At 58.9% G+C, this 22134-nt stretch carries 17 protein-coding genes and 6 pseudogenes; 12 read left to right on the top strand and 11 right to left on the bottom strand.

What is annotated here, in order from left to right:
- Window positions 1-80: 80 nt before the first annotated feature.
- Both ACVIGB_RS39845 and ACVIGB_RS39840 read right to left on the bottom strand, forming a co-directional pair.
- Window positions 81-1283 (bottom strand): cytochrome P450, encoded by a 1203-nt coding sequence (locus tag ACVIGB_RS39845; RefSeq protein WP_456718560.1) that lies wholly within the window; start codon window positions 1281-1283, stop codon window positions 81-83.
- Window positions 1284-2271: 988 nt separating this feature from the next.
- Window positions 2272-2550, bottom strand: a pseudogene (locus ACVIGB_RS39840) (IS66 family transposase); the annotation flags it as partial.
- Between the two features lie 60 nt (window positions 2551-2610).
- Here ACVIGB_RS39840 and ACVIGB_RS39835 point away from each other — a divergent pair.
- On the top strand, window positions 2611-3615 hold the full coding sequence (locus ACVIGB_RS39835; protein ID WP_456718561.1) for an IS110 family RNA-guided transposase: 1005 nt from the start codon (window positions 2611-2613) through the stop codon (window positions 3613-3615).
- Window positions 3616-3844: 229 nt separating this feature from the next.
- On the opposite strand, the pseudogene ACVIGB_RS39830 reads toward ACVIGB_RS39835, so the two are convergent.
- From ACVIGB_RS39830 to ACVIGB_RS39820, 3 genes and pseudogenes are all read right to left on the bottom strand, one after another.
- Window positions 3845-4210: pseudogene (locus tag ACVIGB_RS39830) on the bottom strand (IS66 family transposase); the annotation flags it as partial.
- A 171-nt stretch (window positions 4211-4381) separates the two neighbouring features.
- On the bottom strand, window positions 4382-5044 hold the full coding sequence (locus ACVIGB_RS39825; RefSeq protein WP_456749396.1) for a phosphoribosyltransferase-like protein: 663 nt from the start codon (window positions 5042-5044) through the stop codon (window positions 4382-4384).
- A 245-nt stretch (window positions 5045-5289) separates the two neighbouring features.
- Window positions 5290-5664, bottom strand: a complete 375-nt coding sequence (locus ACVIGB_RS39820) for a helix-turn-helix domain-containing protein (protein WP_456718562.1) — start codon at window positions 5662-5664, stop codon at window positions 5290-5292.
- Here ACVIGB_RS39820 and ACVIGB_RS39815 point away from each other — a divergent pair.
- From ACVIGB_RS39815 to ACVIGB_RS39780, 8 genes and pseudogenes are all read left to right on the top strand, one after another.
- Entirely contained in the window at window positions 5656-6357 is a 702-nt protein-coding gene (locus tag ACVIGB_RS39815; protein ID WP_456718563.1) for an 8-oxoguanine DNA glycosylase, read from the top strand. The genes ACVIGB_RS39820 and ACVIGB_RS39815 overlap by 9 nt on opposite strands.
- A gap of 46 nt (window positions 6358-6403) precedes the next feature.
- On the top strand, window positions 6404-6757 hold the full coding sequence (locus tag ACVIGB_RS39810; protein ID WP_456718564.1) for a hypothetical protein: 354 nt from the start codon (window positions 6404-6406) through the stop codon (window positions 6755-6757).
- Window positions 6758-6951: 194 nt separating this feature from the next.
- The gene (locus tag ACVIGB_RS39805; protein ID WP_456749290.1) at window positions 6952-7929 is read left to right on the top strand and encodes a PfkB family carbohydrate kinase; all 978 of its coding nucleotides are present in this window, start codon (window positions 6952-6954) and stop codon (window positions 7927-7929) included.
- A complete protein-coding gene (locus tag ACVIGB_RS39800) occupies window positions 7926-8531 on the top strand; it encodes a 7-cyano-7-deazaguanine synthase (protein WP_456718566.1) in 606 nt (201 codons plus the stop codon). Before ACVIGB_RS39805 ends, ACVIGB_RS39800 begins: the two co-directional genes overlap by 4 nt.
- Window positions 8532-8870: 339 nt before the next feature.
- Window positions 8871-10073: a nucleoside 2-deoxyribosyltransferase gene (locus ACVIGB_RS39795; RefSeq protein ID WP_456718567.1), complete on the top strand. Its 1203-nt coding sequence runs from the start codon at window positions 8871-8873 to the stop codon at window positions 10071-10073.
- The gene (locus ACVIGB_RS39790; protein WP_456718568.1) at window positions 10070-10858 is read left to right on the top strand and encodes an FRG domain-containing protein; all 789 of its coding nucleotides are present in this window, start codon (window positions 10070-10072) and stop codon (window positions 10856-10858) included. Before ACVIGB_RS39795 ends, ACVIGB_RS39790 begins: the two co-directional genes overlap by 4 nt.
- Before the next feature lie 4 nt (window positions 10859-10862).
- Window positions 10863-11201 carry a pPIWI-associating nuclease domain-containing protein gene (locus ACVIGB_RS39785; protein ID WP_456718569.1) on the top strand — a complete coding sequence of 113 codons (339 nt, stop codon included), beginning with the start codon at window positions 10863-10865 and terminating at the stop codon, window positions 11199-11201.
- Between the two features lie 176 nt (window positions 11202-11377).
- Window positions 11378-11554, top strand: a pseudogene (locus tag ACVIGB_RS39780) (IS5/IS1182 family transposase); the annotation flags it as partial.
- Window positions 11555-11972: 418 nt separating this feature from the next.
- Here the strand turns inward: ACVIGB_RS39780 and ACVIGB_RS39775 are convergent.
- From ACVIGB_RS39775 to ACVIGB_RS39765, 3 genes and pseudogenes are all read right to left on the bottom strand, one after another.
- Window positions 11973-12866 carry an SIR2 family protein gene (locus tag ACVIGB_RS39775; protein WP_456718570.1) on the bottom strand — a complete coding sequence of 298 codons (894 nt, stop codon included), beginning with the start codon at window positions 12864-12866 and terminating at the stop codon, window positions 11973-11975.
- A complete protein-coding gene (locus ACVIGB_RS39770) occupies window positions 12866-13600 on the bottom strand; it encodes a hypothetical protein (RefSeq protein ID WP_456718571.1) in 735 nt (244 codons plus the stop codon). The genes ACVIGB_RS39775 and ACVIGB_RS39770 overlap by 1 nt, the downstream gene beginning before the upstream one ends.
- Window positions 13601-14380: 780 nt before the next feature.
- Window positions 14381-14852: pseudogene (locus ACVIGB_RS39765) on the bottom strand (ParB/RepB/Spo0J family partition protein); the annotation flags it as partial.
- Between the two features lie 785 nt (window positions 14853-15637).
- Here ACVIGB_RS39765 and ACVIGB_RS39760 point away from each other — a divergent pair.
- Complete coding sequence (locus tag ACVIGB_RS39760; RefSeq protein ID WP_456718572.1) at window positions 15638-17599, top strand: putative bifunctional diguanylate cyclase/phosphodiesterase; 1962 nt, start codon at window positions 15638-15640, stop codon at window positions 17597-17599.
- Between the two features lie 566 nt (window positions 17600-18165).
- Window positions 18166-18362, top strand: a pseudogene (gene fixK / locus ACVIGB_RS39755) (nitrogen fixation protein FixK); the annotation flags it as partial.
- An 843-nt stretch (window positions 18363-19205) separates the two neighbouring features.
- Here fixK and ACVIGB_RS39750 read toward each other — a convergent pair.
- Together ACVIGB_RS39750 and ACVIGB_RS39745 are read right to left on the bottom strand one after the other, a co-directional pair.
- A pseudogene (locus ACVIGB_RS39750) lies at window positions 19206-20536 on the bottom strand (tyrosine-type recombinase/integrase).
- A gap of 419 nt (window positions 20537-20955) precedes the next feature.
- Window positions 20956-21300, bottom strand: coding sequence for a hypothetical protein (locus ACVIGB_RS39745; RefSeq protein WP_456718573.1), 345 nt, complete (start codon window positions 21298-21300; stop codon window positions 20956-20958).
- A 180-nt stretch (window positions 21301-21480) separates the two neighbouring features.
- Here ACVIGB_RS39745 and ACVIGB_RS39740 point away from each other — a divergent pair, with 180 nt between their 5' ends.
- The gene (locus ACVIGB_RS39740; protein WP_456718574.1) at window positions 21481-21852 is read left to right on the top strand and encodes a DUF4118 domain-containing protein; all 372 of its coding nucleotides are present in this window, start codon (window positions 21481-21483) and stop codon (window positions 21850-21852) included.
- Between the two features lie 68 nt (window positions 21853-21920).
- Here the strand turns inward: ACVIGB_RS39740 and ACVIGB_RS39735 are convergent, their stop codons facing one another.
- Window positions 21921-22061: a hypothetical protein gene (locus ACVIGB_RS39735; protein WP_171947715.1), complete on the bottom strand. Its 141-nt coding sequence runs from the start codon at window positions 22059-22061 to the stop codon at window positions 21921-21923.
- Window positions 22062-22134 lie beyond the last annotated feature (73 nt).

Genomic DNA, 22134 nt, shown 5'->3' with positions numbered 1-22134 from the left:
CGGCGGCTTGATCTGAGCGGCGCGCCCCAGCGCGTCGGCAAATTGCGGAGAAGATCGCGATCCGCGGCGCGGTCCGCGCATCACCAGAGCACCGGGAACTCCTCGAAGCCGCCAGTAATGATCTCCTTGCGCAACTTCAGTTCTTCAGGCGCCACGGCCAGACGCAGCGCGGGAAAGCGCTGGAAGATCGAACCGAACACCGCCTTGAGTTCCAGCCTGGCCAGCGCCCCGCCGATGCAGGAGTGCGGCCCGTAGGAGAACGCCAGGTGCGGCTCTCCCTGGCGTTCGATATCGAAGATTTCCGGGTCATCGAAATGGCGCGGATCGAACGACGTCGCCGGCAGGCCGACGAGCACTTTGCTCTCCGCGGGAATATCCACGCCCGCGATGGTCACGTCGGTCCTCGGATAGCGCATGATGCCGTCCCAGCCCGCGCCCGGCGGGTACATGCGCAGGATTTCCTCCACCGCCTTGTCCACCAGGGATGGATCGCCGACCAGGCGTTCACGCTGTTGCGGATGGCGGAACATCGCCAGCAGGCCGAATTCGATCTGCGCGACGGTGCTCTCGTGCCCCGCCACCAGCATGCCCGCCGCCAGGCCGATCGCCTCTTCCTCGGTCGCCTTGCCCTGGTCGACCGCCGCGAGCAGATCCGTCAGCAGGTTGTCGCCCGGATCCTGGCGCTTATCCCGCATCTTGCCACGCATGTAGGCGCGCAGTTCTTCCCAGGCCCGGCGCGACGCACTGCGCGGGCCGCTTTCATGCTGGTGCGTCATCACCTCGTCGGACAGCCGGGCGAAAAAGGCGCGATCCTCGTAGAGCACGCCCATTAGCGCGCTGATGACCATGGCCGGAAGCGGAAAGGAGAGGTGGCGCCTCAGGTCGGCGGGCTGAGGCTGGGCCGCCAGCGCCTCGAACAACTGCGCGGCGATCGCCTCGACTTCCTGCGCGAGCAGCTTCACCCGGCGGTTGCTGAAGGCCGGCGCCACGATCGTGCGTAACCGGGCATGCTCGCCCCCCTCGTGCGAGACCAGCCAGCCCGGCGAACCGAGAATCACCGAATCCGGGGTGAATGCCGCTGGCGGCATTCCCGCGGGCCGGAACGCCGCGTCGGACAGCACCTCCTTGGCCTCGTCATAGCCTGTCACCCACCAGCCTTCGTGTCCGGACGGGAAGCGCACGCGGTGGATCGGACAGTTGGCGCGTAGCGCCAACATCTCGGGCGAGGGCTCGATGTGATCGACGCGCCACATCGGCAGCGTCGGCAAGGATTGTTCGGACATGGTGGCACTTCACTCTCTAAGCGATGGAAGGGCGGAAGGTGACCCGTAGGCGGCGCAGGCAGCAAATGCGTAAGACGGCAGGTAGACGACATCCTCCGCGGCGATAGTCACCGCCAGATCCCCCATCCGCACGAGCGGCGCGAGGAAGGCGCATCGCAATTCCAGGCGTGCCAGCGCAGCTCTCAGGCAGAAATGCGGCCCCTACCCCAACGAGAGGTGCGGGTTGTGCCGCCGCATGACATCGAACCTGTCGGCATCGCCATAAACCGGCTGACCGTAGGGATCGGTGAAGGAGGTGGAGGTACCCGCCACCGACTTGTCCGCCCAATATAGCCTCCGGACCAGTCGCACACTTCCCGCGGCAGTTTCACTGGCTTCCAAAAGAAGAACTCTAGATCGCATCCAACCCTTCCCTGCATTTTCTCGTCCACAACCGAGCGCCAAGTTATTGCTACAGCAAACCGTCGGAACGGACGAAACGCGAACAGCGACGCGCGCCGTGTCCCGAAGACCATCGCACTGCGATTGGTGATGATGCCGTAAACAGAGCAAATCGCGTGCCGAGGTGAATTCGCAGGCTCAGCAGGCACTTCGTAGCGGCGCGTATGTCAGGTTTCTGGCATTGAGGCTCAATGCCGACAACCGGCGCAGCAAATTCCCGACAAAGGCCTGCTCTCGCGCTGAATGTGCGGGGCGGGCCTAACGTCGTGTACGCCGAGAAGAGATTTTCGAACCTCGCATCACATATAGATTGCCCGACGGAAGCACACCAATCCCCACTTCGGTGGCGACCGGGTGCTATTTGAGTCAAGGATTCGAATGCTACTCGCCTGGACCCTTCATATGTAGATGATAGAACACGGACATTGGAAGACGACGACATTCACCGCTGGATTGCGCTCCGACGGTCTGATCGCGCTGCCGCGGTCACGCGATCCACGAAGTCGAGAAACTCGACCCGGCGACGTCGTTTCGAATGCGTCGCAAGGATCCGTCGCACGGCCTCGCTGGCAATCGGCGCCTCTCCAGATTTCGCCAGGTCGAAGAACTTTCGGCGGCCATGGCTCCAACAGGCCGCTTCAAGGATCGGAGCCGGCTTCCTTTGGGCTTTGTAGAGCTGGTTATATCCATCGAAGGCATCGGCCTGCATGAGGCCCACATAGCCGGCAAGATGGCTTTGCGGATGCTCTCCAGCCCGGTTGCGTGAGTAGTAGAACAGGGCCGCCGGCGGATCCGTGCCGCCAAACGGCCGGTCATCGCGAACATAATGAGATGGACGGTCCCCGCCCTGATAAGCTCGAAAGAGCACCCAGAAGGAGGACAAGCTATGGCTATGATGACAATTGGGCTCGATATCTCGAAGAGCTGGTTTCAAATCCATTGGATTACGGCGGATGGAGAAATCGTCCGCAAGAAGCTCGCCCGCGGGAAGGTTCTCGATTTCTTTTCACGGCTTCCAAGTTGTCTCGTTGGTCTTGAGGCTTGCGGCAGCGCACATCATTGGGCTCGTGAACTGATGAAGCTTGGACACAAAGCACGTCTTATGCGGGCCCGCTACGTACGAGCCTACGTGAAGACAAACAAGCATGATGCTGCTGATGCGGAGGCGTGCTGGGAGGCCGTCCAACGACCTGGCATGCGCTTTGTCCCTGTAAAAACCGTCGAGCAGCAGGGAATTTTAATGCTACATCGCACGCGCGATTTGCTTATTCGACAACGCACAGGCGCGATAAATGCTCTGCGCGGTCATTTGGGCGAGTTAGGGATCGTGACCGGAAAGGGAAAAGCAAACGCGAGAGAGCTCATGGCACTCGTGGACGTTGACGAGCGTATTCCACAGAGCGCGCGTAGCGCCCTTTCAATCCTTGTCGATCAGATCGAAGACCTTGAGCTACACATTGAAAGCTACGAAAAGATGATCCTTGCAACTGCCAAAGACAATGAAGTCTGTCGGCGTCTCATGAAGGTGGCGGGCATCGGCCCAGTTGCCGCCACTGCCCTAGCGGCGTCTGTCGACCATCCACAACAGTTCGCGTCGGCAAGGCATTTCGCTGCCTGGCTTGGACTAGTACCAAAGCAGCATTCGACCGGGGGAAAAGAGCGGTTGGGTGGTATCAGCAAGCGCGGCGACGGCTACATTCGTAAGTTGCTGATACATGGCGCCCGAGCGGCCGTTCATCGCGTCCGTATCCATCAGGTCCCCAATACTTGGATAAGAGAGCTGCTCGACAGGCGTCCCTTCAATGTCGTGACGGTAGCGCTTGCTCACAAAACTGCACGGATCGCTTGGGCCATCATGGCCAATGGTGAAGAGTACCGCCCGCAAGTATAAATCGGGCGTGGTTCCGTTTGCGAGGGCAAAAGCAGAGTGATGGCAACCGGTCGGACCGGGGTCGGCTAAGCCCGTTGGACCTATCGAGCTTCAGAGCTCGCCAACGTAATTGGGCGCCGATCCGCGGATCTCATCAAGGCTCGTGGCATTGCCATAAAGCCGGATAGATAGCTGCAAACGATCGTTAGCCGAAACAAAGCAAATGGCCTTGCAAGGCGGGGACCGTCCATAGATAGGTCCAGATCCGGCCGGTAACCGTCTTAAGCTTGGCCAGTGCCGGCACCGTCGTATCGTCGGCGTGGACGCGCTGCGCGCTCATGACGTGGATGCGGATGGCCTCAATAATGGGATCGAGTGCTACCACGCAGGCGCCGACCCGATCCACCAGGGTCGAGACGTCGATCTCGATCCCTTCGCGGGCATAGGTCTTGCTCTGCCGGTTCAACGGCTGATGCAGCAGGAACTTGTTGACCAGCACCATCGCCAGCAGGCTCGGTCCGGCAAAGCCCCGCGGGATCGGATGGGAGGGCGCCGGCGCCTCGGTGATCGCCTCGCAATCTCGGCAGGAGAACTTTTCGCGGACGTGCTCGATAACGGCACGCACCCACTATTGGTCCAAGCCGTGCTTCTTGAGCAACTCCGGGGTTGTTGCCCAGGCTTTGCCAGGAATTTTGCAGATGAACCCGTGACTACTCTCGAGCCTGAAGGGCCGAGCTTCCACCCTCGCGGGCGTCTTGTTGTGGGGCAGCCATCTCTGGAGCTCGAGTTACTTTGTCGCCTCATGCGAAGGCGCGCCGGTCGTGTAGGACAGTACATTGAGAGACGGCGACGAAGCCCGATCACCAGGGCGTTTGACCGAGGCGACGCGACAGCAATGAGATGATCGAACCTTTTTTCTCCGAGCCATCAATGGCAGCCAATCGACGCCATCGACCAGACCCGTTGCCCAGAGCGCCGTGAGCGTTTGAGCAGGCACATTGAAGGGGGATGCCAGCAACATTGCTCTAATTCCATAACCGAGCGTCCGCTGCGCAACCTTTGCTGCGTCATCAGCCGAGGTATCATCCGAATTAGATAGTAATGCTAGGCCAATCTCTTCGCATCTTTGTTTAAAACTGGCGATTGCGGCGGACGACGATCCAGTAAGCACCGTCTCGAATGCAAATGGTAATGCATCGTCGTCCAAATGCCGAAAGACGACCGAATTAAGGCTCAGATCGTTTGCTATTTTCCGAACAGCCTCGATACCGTCATCCCAACCAGCAGTGAATACGAACGCAACTTCGCATCTCAATAAATGCTCACGAACATCGTCGCCAAAGAGCTCGCGCTGCTCGCCAAGCCGCTTTCGTAACGCCTCAATTCCAAATCCCGCGGCCAGAATGTCAGTTGCTTGGCCACCTGATGCAATGAAGTCGTCGATAAAGATTATCTTCTTGGCAACAAACTTTTTAAGGGCACCGAAGAGTCATCGTTCATTTAACATTGCTAAAATGACAGTCTACGATTTCTTCCAGGAAATTCGTAGGGAGAGGATTTCTTTCCAAGTAACGCCGCGCTCGCGCTTCATCGAGCAGAATGTTTATTCGCCTGAAGGTCGGGTTCTTCAGTTCGACGATGTCCCGATCGCGAGCAGCTAAAACGGCATAGCCCCCTGGGGGCGAGACTTTAGGCTCATTTTCTCCTCTCGAACATGGCCATCGCCAGATCTACAAGGCGCTTGAAGTCCCGCGATCGTTCCGCGGCTGCGCCAACCTTGGCCAGCCACCTTCCCGGTGCTTCGGGCCGACGGCCTGCCGTCAGAATGCTCTCGATCCGCAGCTTCAATTTATTGCCAGCCGAGACCTCTCCAGAGATCACCCTGGAAATGTGCGACTGAGTGACGCCGAGTTGTCGGGCCAGTTCACCCTGGTTTAGCCCCTGCTCGCGCCGAAAGTTTTCCAGCGCTTTTCCCAAAGCTCGACGTTCGGTGCTTGTCATATGCATACTAATACATAAAAATACATAAATTAACATGCGTATGGAAGCGAGGTCGCAAAGATGGCGCATCTCGAGAGTCCGCTACCGGATTCCGAAGTCATGCCGGGCGTTAAATGGGGTAGCCCAGAGTGGGTGCCCAGCGCGGCATATTGGGCGGCGATGAGTAAGCTAGCTGCCGACGAGGACGACTTCGTCTGCACCGAAGCGACGCTGAAGGAGCAGGTCGGCTTCTGTCTCATCGGAGGATTCGGGATAACGGCCGAGATCAATCACGCAGTGTTCGATCGATTGCTCGCAGAGGGAATCTTCCTGCCCGGGCGAATACCCACGGCAATGGAAATCGAGACGATACTGCGCGAGCCGGTGCCCATTGGCCAGCGGCCGAGACGCTATCGTTTCCCTCGCCAGCGATCGGCGAGACTGGCGAACGCTATGCGCATGGTCGAGTTGCACCCGCCGAGCGTCGATGATCCTCGCCGCTTCCGAGATGAAATAATGAAGATTCCCGGCGTCGGGCCAAAGACTGCATCCTGGATCACCCGAAACTGGCTCGGGAGCGACGCCGTCGCTATCTTGGACATCCACATCGTGCGTGCGGGAATTCTAATTGGGCTTTTCGACCGCAAGCATGCGCTTCCTCGGGACTATGATCTCATGGAAGAGCGCTTTCTCGCGTTTGCGAAGGCCATTGGTGTCAGGCCGTCGTTGCTGGACGCGGTCATGTGGCGAGAGATGCGGAAACTCGGGCGCGGAGCAGTTTGACTCCTCGTACGACTCGCCTAAAGATTGTGCTTTTGGGAAGAAGCGCATGTCAGGCACCAGAAAGGCATCGGGCGGCAGAGATCCGGCCGAGCCTGCGAAATCCAAGAGATCTCAAGGGAACGACGAGTGCGACCTGATTTTTGAGGTCGATCTTTCGGCGACAAGACCCACACTTCGCCGGGTCGTTGAGGGTGTAGCGCTGGATGTCGATCTAATCGCCGAAAACAATCTTGAGACAGTAGTTTGTAAGCGGCAGGGCACCGGGGAAGTGGTCGGATCGCTAGCGGCGTTCGAGGGCCTCACAAAGCTTATAGACTGCATGCGACGAAGAAACCGATACTTCGCGAGCGTCATCAGGATCACAGGCTCGAACTGCGCCGTCCGCGTCAGACGAGTATAGTTATGATCATCGCCGGCGGGTCTTACCTAGAAATCTGCTTGCGGCCAGAGTGGCGGCGGTTATTCGGTTCGGGACTACGAGCCGCCTGCGCGGTTGCACCGCTTTCCCCGGGCACTCAGCTCCACACTTACGGGTTTCAAGGCTGGGCGGACGACATCCGCCACTCCGCGGCGGCTTTCGGGGCAGTCGCCCACGTGCAACCCATCGCGGATGCGATATCTTTTTCCTACGATCACCTTCTATCGCCCGCGCGCCAACACCCAGTAGCTACCAATCGAAACGCTTCAATCGTTGTCAAAGGCGCAGCCGTGCTGCGCTTCGGCTTCGTCGAAGGGAATGCCGTCGTGGAAGGGGAACGAGTGGTCTACGACCCGCAGTCAGGCTACAATCAAGTCGACTTTGGCGCGAACGGCTCCCGGGCAGATCGGCTCGCTTTGGTATTAAACGAGACGGAGGCGGGTATCGTCGGCGGCTCGATCGATGTCGAAAGTTTGATGAGGCGGCATCACGCTGATGTCGCCATTATCAAGAGAGGTCCGTGGGGGGCGACTGTTCACGAACCCGGCCAAGGAGCTGTCGAGGTGCCGGCCTACCGATCCAACTCCGTTTTTAAGATCGGTTCTGGCGACGTTTTTAGCGCGGCATTTTCGTTGTTCTGGGCCGAACGTGGATTGGATGCCGCGAAGGCGGCAGATTCGGCATCGAGATGCGTCGCTCACTTCGTCGATGGCCACCTCTTGCCGCTGACCGAACCGAGTAATGATGCCGAGGCTGTTCGCGCATTTCGATCCGGGTCCATCTATCTTGCTGGACCATTCTTCGACCTCGGCCAGCGATGGATGATCGAGGAAGCATATCGGACGCTGATGGATTTCGGACTCGATGTGTTTTCTCCCTTGCATGAAGTAGGCACGAATCTGCCGGCAGACACGATCGCTCGTGCCGACCTTCAAGGACTGCGTCAGTCCTCAAGAGTTCTCGCAGTGCTCGATGGGGCCGATCCAGGAACGCTGTTCGAGGTTGGTTACGCGCGCGCACTCGATATTCCCGTCGTAGCGCTGGCAGAACGCTTTGGCGGAGAAAATCTCACTATGATCACGGGATCCGACTGCGATGTAGCGACGGATTTCGCTACTGCGATCTACCGCGTCCTATGGACCGTCGGTAAATGAAGGTGTTGCTGTTTTCCGGCGGTTTAGACTCGTCAGCGCTCGCCTTTTGGAAGCGCCCGGACATATGCCTGACCGTCGACTACGGCCAACGACCAGCACGCGGTGAGATCGCAGCCGCCAGTGCGATTTGCAGCGAACTCGGATTGAAGCACGAGACGCTCGCGATCGACATGAAGGCCCTGGGGTCCGGCAGCCTTTCGGGCGCTCCGTCCTCTTCACTCGCACGCGCCGAAGAGTGGTGGCCATATCGCAATCAGATGCTGATCACGCTAGCCGGCATGCGCTTTGTTTCCGAAGGCCTAACTGAGATTTTGATCGGTGCGGTAAGTACCGATGTGCACGCCGATGGTAAGGGGCCATTCCTACGCAGCATCAACAGGCTGATGGCTCTTCAGGAGGGCGGCGTTACCGTAACAGCGCCGGCCCGCACCCTCCATCCCTATAAACTCCTGACGATGTCGGGTTTCCCGCATTCCCTGCTCGGACTTACCTTCTCGTGTCACGTCATGGAGTATCCCTGCGGACGTTGTCGCGGATGCTCGAAGCATCTAGCAACGATTAAGCGTGCGAAGCGCGAGGTTGCTACGGAGGCGAACTCATGAGTGGCATGAAGCCGACCAAACCAAGGCGGTTCCCGGGCGGTGGGCGAGCTATCGAAGGTGATGGGTGCGATATCCGCTTTCGCATCGATCTGATGGGAGTGCGAGCCCCGGTGGCCGCAACAGTCAGGACAGGCGACACGCTTGATGTTGCGATCGTACGGGACGGCGAGCTGCGAGCGGTCGTTTGCCGGACGGAACGCGGCGAAAGGGTAGGCTCCATATCGGCCTTCCCCGGTCTCGCCAGGCTGATTGAGTGCATGGAGGCGGGCGTTCGCTACTCGGCGTCGGTTGAGAGATCCAGTGAACGCTCTTGTTCTGTTTTGGTCATGCGGCTGCTCAATGATCGTCGTCGGAGGCACCTATCTTGAGGAATGCGACTGGCCTGCCTGGCTGCAACTTATGGGCTCCGGCGTGCGGGCTGCTTTCGCGCTGAGCCAAGTCTCCCCGGGAGGCGAGCTTTTCACATATGTGGAGGAAGGGTCGCGGGCAGATCTGGTCGAGACGATGTCGCAACGAGGCGTGACAGCATCTGTGCGCGAGCGAAAAAGCCCGATACACTTCTACTACAAGCATCCCCTCGCGTCGCCACCACATTTGGAGCCGGAGAAGCCGCACCGCGAAGCAGAGCCTTGGTGCGTGAGTGGTAAGGTCGTGCTCGCTTTTCCAATGTTCGAGTCTCCGATCACTGTGAACGCCGATCGCGCAATATTCGAGATCTCGTATAGCGGAGACGGGGTTGCGGGTGACAACGATATTGCCCGAGGCGACGTGACATCCCTGGCTTTAATCGCGGCGGATGACGAGATACCTGCTCCCGACGGCGACTTCCGCGACACCGTAGCCAAATTGATGATTGAGTATCCTGCCGACCTGATGATCGTCCGGAGGCGAACCGGCGGAGGAATTCTCTTCGATGGTGAGGTTGAACACGAGATACCCGCCTACGTCTCGCGGGAGTGGTTCAAGATCGGCGCCGGCAATGTTTTTTGCGCAATGTTTGCCCACTATTGGGGCGAGAAACTATTGGATCCTGTTCGAGCGGCGGACTTAGCGTCGCGCGCATCGGCTGTCTATGCGGGTGCGCCAGCTGGCGCATTACCGATAACGGCCGACAGCTTGTCTTCCGAGATGGAACAGTTCGATCCCTCAGCTCCTTGCAAGATATTCGTGGCATCGCCGTGCCGGTCAATGGCCCAACAATGGCTTCTCGACCAAGCCTTGCGCGCGCTATGGGCACTCGGAGTGAACACGGTCTCGCCTTACGAACTTGGTTTGGACGGGCGGCCTCGCAAGGAAGGCGATATCAGCAATCAACTCGATGGCTGCGACGCGATCCTCGTGTTGGCCGAAGGGGCGGATATCGCGTCCGTCTTGGCCGTGGGATTAGCGCGAGTAAGAAGCCTTCCGATAGTAGTGCTTGAGGAGGAAGTGCGAGTGAGCCGGCTCGAGCTCTGGCAGGATACGAAATGCGAGATCGCCCGCGATCTTGCGAGCGCAGTCTATCGCGCGATGGTCGCGGGACGGCGGAGAACCGATAGATGAGGCCGCCTAGAAGACCGCCGAACGGAACTCTCAGAGCGGCGCCGCTTCCCCCGCCCTCGGAACTGCTGAAATCGAAGAGCGATATCAGCGAAAAGATTGTCCGTTCTGAAGAGAAGTGGCGCGAATTCCTGTCTTTCCTGGACCGATATGGACATTCGCGCTTTGTTTTCCGGGGCCAGTCATCGGACACTTGGGAGCTTCGCCCATCGGCCGGTCGGGGACGAAACTACAACCCCCTGTTTGAGGAACGGGTATTTCGAGCCTTCAAGAGAGATGCGCGACTGCATACCCACATCCCAGCCGCCGACGATTGGGAGTGGCTCGCGTTGGGGCAGCATTTCGGACTGCCCACGCGCCTTCTCGACTGGAGCACTAATCCCTTGGTAGCTTGTTTCTTCGCGCTGGTCGACGAGACCTACGCCAAAGAAAATGCCGTCGTCTACGCCTACCCTCTCGATGAAAAGCAAATCGTGGACCCGGCGAGTTGGCCTGCGCCGTTCAAGATAACGGAGGTGGGGTTTCTCTTTCCGTCGAGCCTTGCACCGCGAATATCGAGCCAACGTGGGCTTTTTTCCGTCCATCCTCATCCCGAGCAGGCTTGGCGATATCCGGGCGTGGAAAAGCACCGGTTTGTCATCCCATCGGAGTTTCGCTATGCATTCCAGCGCAAGCTTTTCCGCATGGGCGTGGATGCGGCTCTCATTTGGGCCAATTTGGAAGGGGTTTGTGGATCTCTGAAGTGGCAGTACGATAAGAGGCTCGGGATCAGTGCGGCAGGCTTTTAAGACGATGGCGAAGGCAAGCAAAAAATCTTCTGAGCTCAAGCCAGATCAGTTGAGGGCTCTTGCTGAAGCGGTCAGAGGTACTGACCTTGCCGGCACGGACGCTTGGGACGACCTCGATATCTTATCCTCGAACACGCACGTCGAAGCGATCGAGGTCTTCGAAGATGAAATTCGGTTCGATGGAAGTCGGATCGAGGGCCCGATTAATGTACATGTCACCTTACAGTATTCAGAGGACGTCGTCCTATCCGAATCATTTCCTGGCCGGTTTGAGGCTAGTTGGAAAAACGGGAAGCCGTCGATCGATCGAATTCTGGTAGATACGAGTTCGTTCACGGGCTGAGCGAACGCCAGCCATCAGCGGCGGATCTATTGCCTAAAATCGCCATAAGCCACCGCTCTTAGGTCGCTTTTCGGCAAGACCACGCAATGACTGCCTGTCACGGCTTCAGGTGCCTTTTAACAAAGACCTGTTGCTTCCGGCGCTCGATCAAATCATCGACATGGGTCACCCGCTGGGTCAGTATCGCCACCCCCGTGACGTCCCCGAAGGGCGGACAGTTCGTCCTCCATGCCAAGGCGCTGCACGGCAATCCCTTCGACGGCCACACGCTCGGCCCCGTGGTCGCCGACATGGAGAAACTCACCGGCGTGGAGGCTCGCCGTATCCATGTCGACAAAGGGTACCGCGGCAACGGGGCCCGCGCGAATTGAGGGCGTCAGCCCTCTTCGGAGGCAACATGAAATTCGCGCAAGCCTCCGAATCCCGGCCGGGCTCTAGCAATATCAGCGGCTTTCTTGGAGGTGCTGCCCTTTCGTGAGGTTCGCCGGCCCGCTTGAGCCGTTGACTACGAAGGCCTTCCACGTCGAGGCGCCGACCCGATCTAGATCGTGTACCAAGTGGCTTTTCATCATGAACGGCTCCAGTTGGTCGAAGACAGAGTAGAAGCGAACCCAATCTTTCGATCCTCGGTAGCCTGCCGAATCTTCAATGATCCCGCTGGTGCGATCGAGGGTCTCAGGTGACAAGAATTCGAACACGATTCCCGAAATATCTGTGATGCACGAGCATTGACCTAGATTGCGCGAGGCCTGGCGCACCGAAGGCCAACAACTAACTCGCCGCTCTGATTTTGCGCGCGGCTTGGCTGATAGCAAAGAGAAGCGGAGGGATTTCGGAATGATTTGCGATCTGATGGGTGAAGACACCCTGAGGCCCTAGCAGATCTCCTACATCGTCACGTTTTCCTGCAACGGAAAATCGCACGGTATGATACAAGATACGTTCTTCAGTTATCGCGTGAAAATCCTTGATATCGTGGATCAGGCTCTGCAGGTGCATGTCATTGCCTGACAAGCCGATGTAGAGAAACGTGTGCGTTCGGAGGAACGACTCCAACAACGGACGCCACCGAGACTTCATTACATCCAAGTACTCGTTCGTGCCGAGCACGATATCGTCGCTATCCTTCCGATCGGGCGCCAATGGAAGGAGTCCATGAGGATGATACACTGTAACGTCATCATTGTTCGCCCAATGGGCCAAGCGCCAGACGGATGAAGTCACAAATCCATGGAACTCAAGATAGTTCTCAACGAGATCGTCGTAGTTCAGCGTGATAACCTTGGCAGCGGAGCCTCGTTTGGACGACATAACGAGGGAACCGATGGCCGCGAGGGTATCGTTCTTACGAATTTTCTCGAAATCTAAGGCGGTCCCCTCGTAAAGGTCGGCCTTAACAGCGTCTAGGAACTCCTTCGTTCGCCCCTTGTAGTACTTCGCTCTGAGTGCGCCGACGCGCGTGATCGGATCTTCGGTCCCGTTTAGCGGTGGCTCGCCTGACCTCGCAAGCAGGCGGTTGACCAAAGTAGTCCAATCCGGAAGTCCATAGAACGCTGAAACGCCCGCACCGAGAAAAACGCCAAGACGTCCGCGCACAAGTTGCTGTGCCAAATGGTCGATGAGGCTAGCGCGATTTTGCCAGCTATCGGGGAGGTTCATGTTCATTAGAGTTGATCCGGCCCTTCAGCGACCGGAACCCAACTTTCCGCGCACTTGTTGCGCAGTACGAAGCCAAGCACGAGGAGAAATTCAATCGCGCGCCTTCGATCAATCAAATTGAGCGTCAAAGAACCTTCATTTGTTATTCGCGTGATCTCTCCTTCCTCATTGGGACGCAACCGTGGCAACCCGTCGAACAGACGGCGCCCCAAGCCACAGGAGAAAAAGTTGAACAATGCGTGATGATCCCTGAAGACAACGGAATCAGTAACATCATCGCCGTATAGCGACATCATACGAAGCGTGCGCCCGGGACCAGAAAACCTGCCGTGTAGCGATGTTACCAAGAATTCACTGTCTGAACTCTCGGCCTTCTCGATCAACCGCTGGATGTTGATTGGCGTCCGCCGGAAGTTTGGGAAAATTTGTCGATCGAGGACATGCTGTATCAGATAATCAGCGATCTTGCGGCGTGGCGCCAGTATAACGAATTTGCTGAGTCCCCGGACGATAAAAACCGGATATTGAAATGGTGGCCGTGCCGTTTCCGCTTCTTCGCCGAGAGGAACGGGACTTTCTAGAGTGAACGAGTCCCATCTGCGCACCGAATATGCCGCATCGACGAAGTGAAACGTTGGTCCGCTGGAAACAGTTGATCGAGGAAACTGCAGCAGATCGCGGGGGACCTCGAGCTCGCCGGGGCGTGCCATTAGGTAGCCACTGAATTGGGTTTGGGTCATGCGTCTGCTACCATGTCAAACGCCAGGCAATGAAGCACCCATAGCGACTCGCTCTCACCTGGGTCATCCTTTAGATGTCCCCGGAAGAAAGTTAGAACGGCAAATCATGTGCTCTCATCAAGCGAACTGACCAAGCGGGAAGGAATCTGTCGCCCTATGCCGCCGGTTTGCATAATTGCATCGTCTAGTACTGCACGCAACAATTGTGCATCTTGCGGCGCAAACTTTGTATAGCGACGCCCTACCGAGTTGGCAGCTGCAAGCCTGTTAGTGTCTTTTGTGCCGCCTCGGCGCCGAGCCCCCAAACAAAAAGACCGATAGAGGACGATTGCGACGACACCCGAGAGCACGCCCTGCACACTCGCCTGCACCACCACGTCGAGCGCGTGGCCCGCCGCGGTGACCTCCACCAGCGCTGGCGCGCCCAGTCGACCAGACCGCGATCAGCGCGGCGGCCTCGATCGCAGTCAGGCCGGAGCGCCTGAAGGCAAGGGTGTAGGCCGCCCACATCGCGGCGGCGGCAAGCAGCAAAAGATGGCCGCGCCAGGCGCCGCTGCCCGCGACGACGCTGAAGCTCACGATTGCGGCAATTTCCACAGAACGAGGCCGAGCTTGCGCGCGAGGGTACGGCGAATAACTCGGCCCCGCACAAGTGGTACCGGCGGAGCGAAGCGCGAATTGCCCCGGCGAAGGAAGTTGGCAAAGCCACGCGGCTGGCCCGGGAATAATTCAATCTAGGCGAGCGACATTGCTACTTCGGCGAGACAGACCACGGTCTGCTTCCCTCACCACGTTGACGGAGACGAAGAAGATGGCCGCGATATCCTCCTCGGGACGACCTTGCTCGCGCAACGTCTGAAATGCCCGAAACTGGTCGAGCGGATGAAGAGCAACGCGATGCACATTTTCGGCAAGAGAGTCTTCTTCCGCAGAAATTTCGCCACCGGCCTCGCTGACGATGCACGGGACAGGCGGTCTTCGCCAGGCGCTTCTGCTTCACCAGAAGCTCAAGGGCACGATAGCGCCTGCCGCCTGCCGGCACCTCGAACATGCCGGTCTCCTGGCCGTCGGCGTCGGAGATTGGCCGCACATTGAGACTTTGCAGCAGAGACCGCCGCGCGATGTCCTCGGCGAGATCCTCGATCGAGATACCGGCCTTGGTGCGGCGGACGTTGGATTGAGCCAGAACAAGCTTGTTGAAGGGAATGTCGCGCGATGGCGATAGCTTGATCTTCTGAACGGCTTTTGCCATGGCAGTTTCTCCAGAACGGCCGGCCGAAAGCCTCTCTCTCGGCCTCCAAGCCGCTCAAGGAGCGAAGCGCCGCCCTCTTGCTCCAAGAGGGCAGCGCCACGGAATAGGCGAAACCGAGAAGTGCCGCAGACGCGAGAAATGGGGAACCCCCGATGTTCGTTCAGATCATGCTGGATGAAATGGTGGCATGCCTCTCCCTCTGATGCTGGGAGCAGAATCATCGATGCAACCGAGGCGATTGGCCTTGCCGACATTTGACCTGCCATTGCGTTTATGTCGCGCGTTTCTTGCGGCGAGCGAGCGGGATTGCTTCATTATATCCGATATAGTGCGGGAAACCGGCAAGATATCGGGTGGCCACGATCGGCGCGAGCTGCGTCATCCTACGGATCTCATCGATAGAGAAAGTCGTCGGGCGCAGGCGACCGCAACTTGCGATGCGTTCGCGGCATCTCACCTTCGTAGAGCACTGTCGATCTCATACCGTCCCACCGTCTCAGGTTAGCGCACAAGCTACCCTGGCCGCTTAGCTTCGGCGATCGATTAAAGGCACAGGTCAGTACGCAACGTACAGAACCGTGCCCCGCGTTTGCAGGTGACGGAGGACACTACGCTCGGCCCAGCTCTCGGCCCCGCCTTAGCCACACCGCTAAATAATGATAAATTTCGGCTACCCGATGCCGCGCTGGACGTGGCCAACTTCAAGAATTTATCTTTTCTCAAATGTTTGCCGCGACCCTCCAGCGCTGGCGCCAACGTTAGAGCCAGTCCCGCGGGGGTCCTAGATGAGGACATATCTTAGCTCGTATCTCTCGAAGCTATTCGCAGGGGATCTGGCGGCTTTCGGCGGCCCGGTGACCGATGAAGCGGTCGCAGGGCATATTCGCGCGGAGCAGATCGCCCTCGTGCTTGGCTATTCCCTGGGCATCATGCTGGCCAACGCGTGCAATGCGATGGTGCTTGCAATTGCCCTCTGGCATTCGCCCAACAGAAACTATGCCCTGATTTGGGCAGCTGCCGTGGTTTGCGGCGCGTTATCGATAGGCCTGAAGGCGCGTTTATCACGACGGATTACGAAGCCGCAGTTCGTCTCCCGACAAGCCATGCATCGGCTGGTACGCAATGCGCTCGCTCTCGGAACCGCCTGGGCGGTCGTTCCTGTGGCATTCTTCACCGACGCCTCGAATGGTGGCCAACTCGTGATCACATGTCTTTGCTCCGGCATGCTCGCGGGCGGAGCATTTACCTTCGCTACGATTCCGGTGGCGGCAGTTGCATTCACGGCTCCGATCTTTGTGGGTACGGCAATCTGCCTCGGCAGAAACGGCGATTTCGTCTATCTGCTCGTCGCTATTCTTGTTGTGGCCTATGGCTTCGTGCTTCTGCGCGGCGTATTCGCCCATTCTTTCGAATTCACGAGACGCACCATTGCTCAATTGGAGGCCGAACGTAGGGTCCGGCGGGATCCCCTGACCCAACTGCCCAACCGTTTCGCCTTCAACGAAAGCCTCGAAGTTGCCCTCGGCCGGCTCGGTCGCTCGGGCGAGGAATTCGCTGTTTTTCTCCTTGATCTCGATCGCTTTAAAGAAGTGAACGACAAATTCGGCCACCCCGCAGGAGATGAGTTTCTCATTCAGGCCGCGGAGAGACTGCAGCGATGCGCGCGTGAGACCGATACTATCGCGCGGATCGGTGGGGACGAATTTGCGCTGATCATGACCAATCTGGCCAAATTAGAAGACGCGTTGGAAATCGCCGAGCGCTTCGTCGGCGCTTTCGGCGAGCCATTTCTGATCGAAAGATGCGAGATCGCGGGCGCGACGAGCGTCGGAATCGTGTTGGCCCCTCGCGACGGCACTACGCCTCATGAGCTTCTGAAAAATGCTGACCTTGCGCTCTATCGCGCAAAAAAAGCGGGGCCCGGGACGGTTCGCTTCTTTGAGGTCAGCGACGAAAAATCAGCGCGCAATCGCAGGGCGCTGCAACGGGATCTGGAGGAGGCAATCGGGAGAGACGAGCTTTTTCTCGTCTACCAACCATTCTTTGATATTCGCGAGAACCGCGTAACCGGCTTTGAGGCCTTGCTGCGCTGGAAACACCCTGTCCGGGGCGTCATTTCGCCGGCTGAGTTCATTCCGATTGCTGAGGAAACGGGATTGATCCACCCGATCGGCGAGTGGGTAGTCCGACGCGCCTGCTCTACGCTGTCGAACTGGCCCTCTGATCTCAGGGTCGCTGTGAATTTTTCTGCAGCTCAATTCCATAACGCCAGCATCCTGCAAACAATCGTGCAGGCGCTGGCCCAGGCTAGAGTTGCCCCTTGCCGTCTAGAAATCGAAATAACGGAGTCGATGCTGATTTCAGAGTACGGGCCGGCATCATCGATCCTGAATTCACTCCTGCAACTGGGGGTGACGGTGGCGCTTGACGATTTCGGAACCGGATTTTCGTCGCTGACCTATCTGCTAAAATTGCCTTATACCCGCATCAAAATCGATCAGTCATTTATACGCGACATGCTGACACGGCCGGATAGCACGGCTGTCGTAAAATCGATGATTACACTGGCGCAGGATCTGCACATTGGCGTGGTCGCGGAAGGCGTCGAGAGCACCGAGCAGCTCGGGTACTTGCGCCAAACCAGCTGTGATGAAGTCCAAGGATATCTCATCGGTCGGCCAGTATCAGCCGACCGCATCTTCGCTCTGCTCGATCAAAACAGGCAACGGTCGACGCCTGCCGCTTGAAGTGCCTCAAGCAAACCGGCTGACCACGCCGCGTGCGGCGCTAGCATTGCCAGCGGAATAAATCCCATGGTTTGGAACCAACTTGCGTATCACACTTGAGAGCCTCTGCCCTCGCTCAGCGTCATGATGGCGCGATGACCCTGCGAGCGATCGCAACTCAGTCGCGAGCAAGCGCGTCAGGTCGTCCGGCTTGGGCAGGCCGCCCGTATGCACCACTTTGCTGTCTGCGGCGATCCCCGGCGTGGACGCGATGCCCTAGCCGGCAATCGCCGAACAGTCGGTCACCTTTTCAATAGTAATGGGAACGCCGAGCTTGTCGGGTTAGGTTCGGTCTGAACCATGTCAACCGTTGTGGTGCAGCGCGTGTAGCCTGAGCACAAGAACTTTCACTTCCATCATTGGTAAGCTCCGTTAGCTCATGTGAACAGCGCGTCGAAGTTAATGCCTACCGCCAGAATGCGTGATCATCTCCTGGAGTGATAGTGCAATCGCTGACATCATCAAGGCTAGGACGGTCGCGATCACCGCGCCCTTAGCGATTGGCGCTTGGAACGCCTAACGAACTCCTCCTTGAGATGGACCGACGATTCGCCACTATCAGGTATGGTGGCGCTGCCGATGTGCCGCAGAGAGCGTCGGATACTACTTGGGCCTCACGCTCGAAATGGTGTTATGGGGCCTTTCTCAACTCCACGTCGACAGCGTGCTTGGCTTTTGCGGCGCTCGCCAGATCGTGCTCCGCAAACGACAGCGCTTACGGTAATTTTCTCTTTCTGACCGAAAACGCGAAACGCGAGTGGTTCGTGTCAAATGCGATCGGAATGAACCCTGGCTCCGCAGGGATCGAATCTTGCTGCAAGAGGGCCAACGCCATCCAGCGGCGCGGACCGCAGGCGCAGACTGTTCGATCTGGAGCGAAAGAACGTGCTTGGCATAGTGGGTGGGTACGTGAGAGGCAGCGAAAGTTTGCTGCGTTCCTTGCCGCGGCGTGCGGCACTGGTGGGGGCGGTCAAGCCTCGCGAAAAGCATTTGCGCCCCACACCGCCCACTTGAACTTCGTGACATTCACAATTCAGCCCAACCACCAAAAGGCGCAGCGCGCTTCGTCCGAATCGCGAACTGGAAAACTGCACCAGCTTCGCTGCCTACTCCTGAACTGCGGTAAGACGGATGCGATTCGTCCTGTTTGTACGCCACAGCTACCCAGCAGCCACACCCGCGCTCCAGACTCCTTTCTTGATGGCGAAGGCTACGGTCCTATTCCCTAGACCGATCATCGTTCGAGGCGGAGGCATGAGCAGCGAGGACGAAAAGACTCGGATTGAGGTATCTGCGTCCCCAGGTAATAAGCAAACGGTGCGTGCCACGGATCGCCGTCGTAAGCACCGTGGTATGCCGCCGCCCGCGACATTCGACATCGATACGCTGCCGGGCAGCTCTAATTTGACGGCATTGGAGGCGGCCGCGATCATCCGGCGAACGCCCGGAGCGCTGGAGCAGTGGCGACGCGATCCGAACCACCCTCTGAAATGGCGATACGTTGACAGGCGCCCGCTCTATCGTGTTGACGCCGTGCGGGAGTACCTGGCCAAATGCGAAAAGGCCGCTAGACCGTCCCAGCCGCATAATGCTCGCGGAGACGACCCAGCAGCTCGGCCTTGATCGGGTCGAGCGGATTCGTCCGCTGTAAGCGCACGACCTTACCGACCCGCATCGCACCGACCAGTTCCGCGATGTAGTCGTGAGCTGCTTCGAATGCCATCTTGCGGATGATCCACTGTTCGTCGTGATTGTAGACCTGATCGATTCCGCTTGGCTTTTGCCCGACACATAGCCGCTGAATTTCGTTGTCGTAGCCACAACGTGACATGATGGTACGCAGACTGCGCCTCAAATCATGCATGGTGAACTTGGCGACACCTGCTTCCTCGACTAACCGGTTGACCATCTTGGTAAAGCCCGACATCTGTCCACCAGTTTTCGGTGACGGGAAGACATAGTCGGATGTGGCGCGCCGGAAATGCTTCGCGGCCGCGAGTACCTCGTCAAGGAGGTGAGTGCGCGGTACATCGTGGTGCAAGCCCATCTTGGTCCACGCCGCATCGAAAGTGACGCGATCATCCATGATGTGCTTTTGCCACTCGATCATGGTTGGCTCGCTCCGGCGCGGGCCACCGAGTAGGCACATCCTCGTCAAGTGCCCAAAGGCGCCGAGCTTGCCTGATGCATGCCAGACCTTGATGATCTCTTCATCGTTCAGTGCACGGCCCTTTGTTCGGCGCCCCACCCTCTGGGCACGGGTTTCCTTGGGTTCGCGATAGCCAGCCAGCACATTGTGGCCGACGTAACCTTCCCCAACGCACCATTCGAGGAACGTGTGGGTGTGCTTGCGCAGGTCCTTGGCTGCGCCACGCTTGCCGGTCTTGGCGACCCGGTCGACCGCCGCCATGATTTGCCGCCGCGTCAGGTCCCCAATGCCGCTCTCCGCGTGCTCCTTGAGCCCGCGCCGCAACGCCGACATTGCTGGCTTCCAGTTGACGACCTGACGTCCGGTCAAGGACGTCTGGTAGGGACCATCTTCGACGATGAGGTCCGCCAGTGTGGTGCGCTGCTTTTCGGTTGCCTGCCGCCGCCTCACCTCGCGTTTGGCATCGTTGGGGTCCATGCCCTTGATGACCTCGCCTGCGGCGATGGTCGCGGCCTTGCGCGCGGCCTTCTCATTATACTTGGGCCACGGCCCAGGGTCTTGCGCTGGGTTCCCCTCACCCCCGGTTTGGTGAAGAGGTAAACCCAGGTTCGACCACCGGTGGCGCGCATACGCAGGGCAAGGCCGGGCAGCTTGTCGTCGTGGAGATAATGCTGCGCCTTGCCGGGCGGCAGCGTAGCGTTGCGGATCACCGCATCGGTGAGCGTCAGCTGGTTCGTCGGCGCGGTCACGATTCCTTCCTCCGGTGTGCCCCAGGTGTGCCCCACGAGAGGACGATCAACCCCGCGCAGAACCAGCTCTCAGACCTTCCCGACATTCTGTGCCCCAGGGGAAAATCCGCCGCGGGCACAACAGGGGCACACAAAATGCAGTTGGGCCGCTTATGGGCTACTGAGGCCAAATGACCATAAGCCACTGTACTAAAATGAGTTATCTCGACAAAACTATGGCCGCGCGTGGTCTGCATAGATCTACGGATTGTGGTTCACACGGGAGAGGTCCAAGGTTCGATCCCTTGTGCGTCCACCATTCCCCTTCCTGAACCGCCGGTTGCGGACGATTGTCGACATTCTGCAGCCCTTCGGGACCGCGCCTCATCAAAAATGTCGAAAACAACCCCATGCAAAGTAGCCGATACGATAGCGACGGCTTACTGCCGCCGGCGGTGCGGCGCGGATGACGGCTTGATGTTGCGCCGGCCGAGTTCGCCGAGCAGGTCGCGAACGGCGCCGTCGAGTTCCTCGGGCGGAGTCGTGTGATCGGCCGATGGCGTGCGGGGCACCCAACGCCGGCGGTGCGCGGAAATATCGTCATTGGCGGCAAGCAGCGCGTCGGCGTTGGCGTCATCGCCGTACCGGCCCCGTGAGGCGCGGACGTCGGGTGTGTGAACGCGCGGCGGAGACCGCCGCCGGCGGCGGGAGATCAGCGCGCGTACGCCGTACCCCGATACGAAGCCGATCCCGGTGACCAGCACGACAATCAGCAATTCCAGCATTGTGTCGTCCCACCATCACCCTGCCGCAATGCAATAAGCGCGACAATGCGGCAGCGGCTTGACCGGGACGGTTCCTTTTCACTGTGCCGAGCACAACGCAGACCCTCGGAGTCGTACGGGGTTTTGTTTGCAGGCCTCCTCGGCTACCTTCCCGGAACTCGCGGAGGCCGGGACGTCTCGATGCGCAAGGGCAACGACTACATTCTGAAGCTGCGGCCTTGGTCATTGTCGACGTTCGTCGTCGCCCTGCTGGCCGTGGTGCTCGCCACCGCGACGCAGGAGATGTTCGCAAGCTTCGGCATGCAGTTCTATTTCGCGGCCTTCGTGCCCGCGATCCTGATCGCCGGGCTGATGGGCGGCGCGCCGGCCGGCGCCTTCGCCACCATCATCACGGTGCCGATCGTGTGGTGGGTGTTCATGCCCCCCTATTTCGAGTTCGCCTGGCCGACGGCCGACGACTATGACAGCATCGCGACGTTCCTGCTGTCGAGCGCGCTCTTGCTCGGTTTCTCGCAGCTCTACCGGGAAGCGCTGGGCATTTTGCGGAAATAGCCGGCCGGCGCACGCCGCGACCGCCCGCCCGCGGCGGCAAGCCGGTCGCCTGCACGGATCGTTCGCCCTCAGATCCCGAACATCCAGACCGCGACGATGGTGGCCAGTGTCGCCAGCCCGCTGATGGTCCAGCCCACCGTGTAGAAGGTATCCTCGGGGGCGGTGTCGAGCACCGTATTGGTGGTTTCCGTCATTGACCGCCAGCGCATGGCGTCTCTCCTCGGAACTCCTGCCTAGCGGCATAACGCGGCTCGCGGTTGCCGGTTCCGCCCATCTCGCAGT

The organism is Bradyrhizobium sp. USDA 4341 (assembly GCF_054063755.1).
The sequence above is the reverse complement of the archived record's forward strand: the minus strand, read 5'-3'. Positions and strand labels throughout refer to the sequence as shown.

Bases quoted from the DNA above. Each gene is read 5' to 3' on its own strand.
- ACVIGB_RS39820 (WP_456718562.1), bottom strand. From the start codon at position 5,664: ATGCGCCATCTTTGCGACCTCGCTTCCATACGCATGTTAATTTATGTA.
- ACVIGB_RS39790 (WP_456718568.1), top strand. From the start codon at position 10,070: ATGAGGCCGCCTAGAAGACCGCCGAACGGAACTCTCAGAGCGGCGCCG.
- ACVIGB_RS39760 (WP_456718572.1), top strand. From the start codon at position 15,638: ATGAGGACATATCTTAGCTCGTATCTCTCGAAGCTATTCGCAGGGGAT.
- ACVIGB_RS39740 (WP_456718574.1), top strand. From the start codon at position 21,481: ATGCGCAAGGGCAACGACTACATTCTGAAGCTGCGGCCTTGGTCATTG.
- ACVIGB_RS39810 (WP_456718564.1), top strand. From the start codon at position 6,404: ATGTCAGGCACCAGAAAGGCATCGGGCGGCAGAGATCCGGCCGAGCCT.
- ACVIGB_RS39735 (WP_171947715.1), bottom strand. From the start codon at position 22,061: ATGCGCTGGCGGTCAATGACGGAAACCACCAATACGGTGCTCGACACC.
- ACVIGB_RS39795 (WP_456718567.1), top strand. From the start codon at position 8,871: ATGATCGTCGTCGGAGGCACCTATCTTGAGGAATGCGACTGGCCTGCC.
- ACVIGB_RS39835 (WP_456718561.1), top strand. From the start codon at position 2,611: ATGGCTATGATGACAATTGGGCTCGATATCTCGAAGAGCTGGTTTCAA.
- ACVIGB_RS39745 (WP_456718573.1), bottom strand. From the start codon at position 21,300: ATGCTGGAATTGCTGATTGTCGTGCTGGTCACCGGGATCGGCTTCGTA.
- ACVIGB_RS39845 (WP_456718560.1), bottom strand. From the start codon at position 1,283: ATGTCCGAACAATCCTTGCCGACGCTGCCGATGTGGCGCGTCGATCAC.
- ACVIGB_RS39800 (WP_456718566.1), top strand. From the start codon at position 7,926: ATGAAGGTGTTGCTGTTTTCCGGCGGTTTAGACTCGTCAGCGCTCGCC.
- ACVIGB_RS39815 (WP_456718563.1), top strand. From the start codon at position 5,656: ATGGCGCATCTCGAGAGTCCGCTACCGGATTCCGAAGTCATGCCGGGC.
- ACVIGB_RS39770 (WP_456718571.1), bottom strand. From the start codon at position 13,600: ATGACCCAAACCCAATTCAGTGGCTACCTAATGGCACGCCCCGGCGAG.
- ACVIGB_RS39785 (WP_456718569.1), top strand. From the start codon at position 10,863: ATGGCGAAGGCAAGCAAAAAATCTTCTGAGCTCAAGCCAGATCAGTTG.
- ACVIGB_RS39775 (WP_456718570.1), bottom strand. From the start codon at position 12,866: ATGAACATGAACCTCCCCGATAGCTGGCAAAATCGCGCTAGCCTCATC.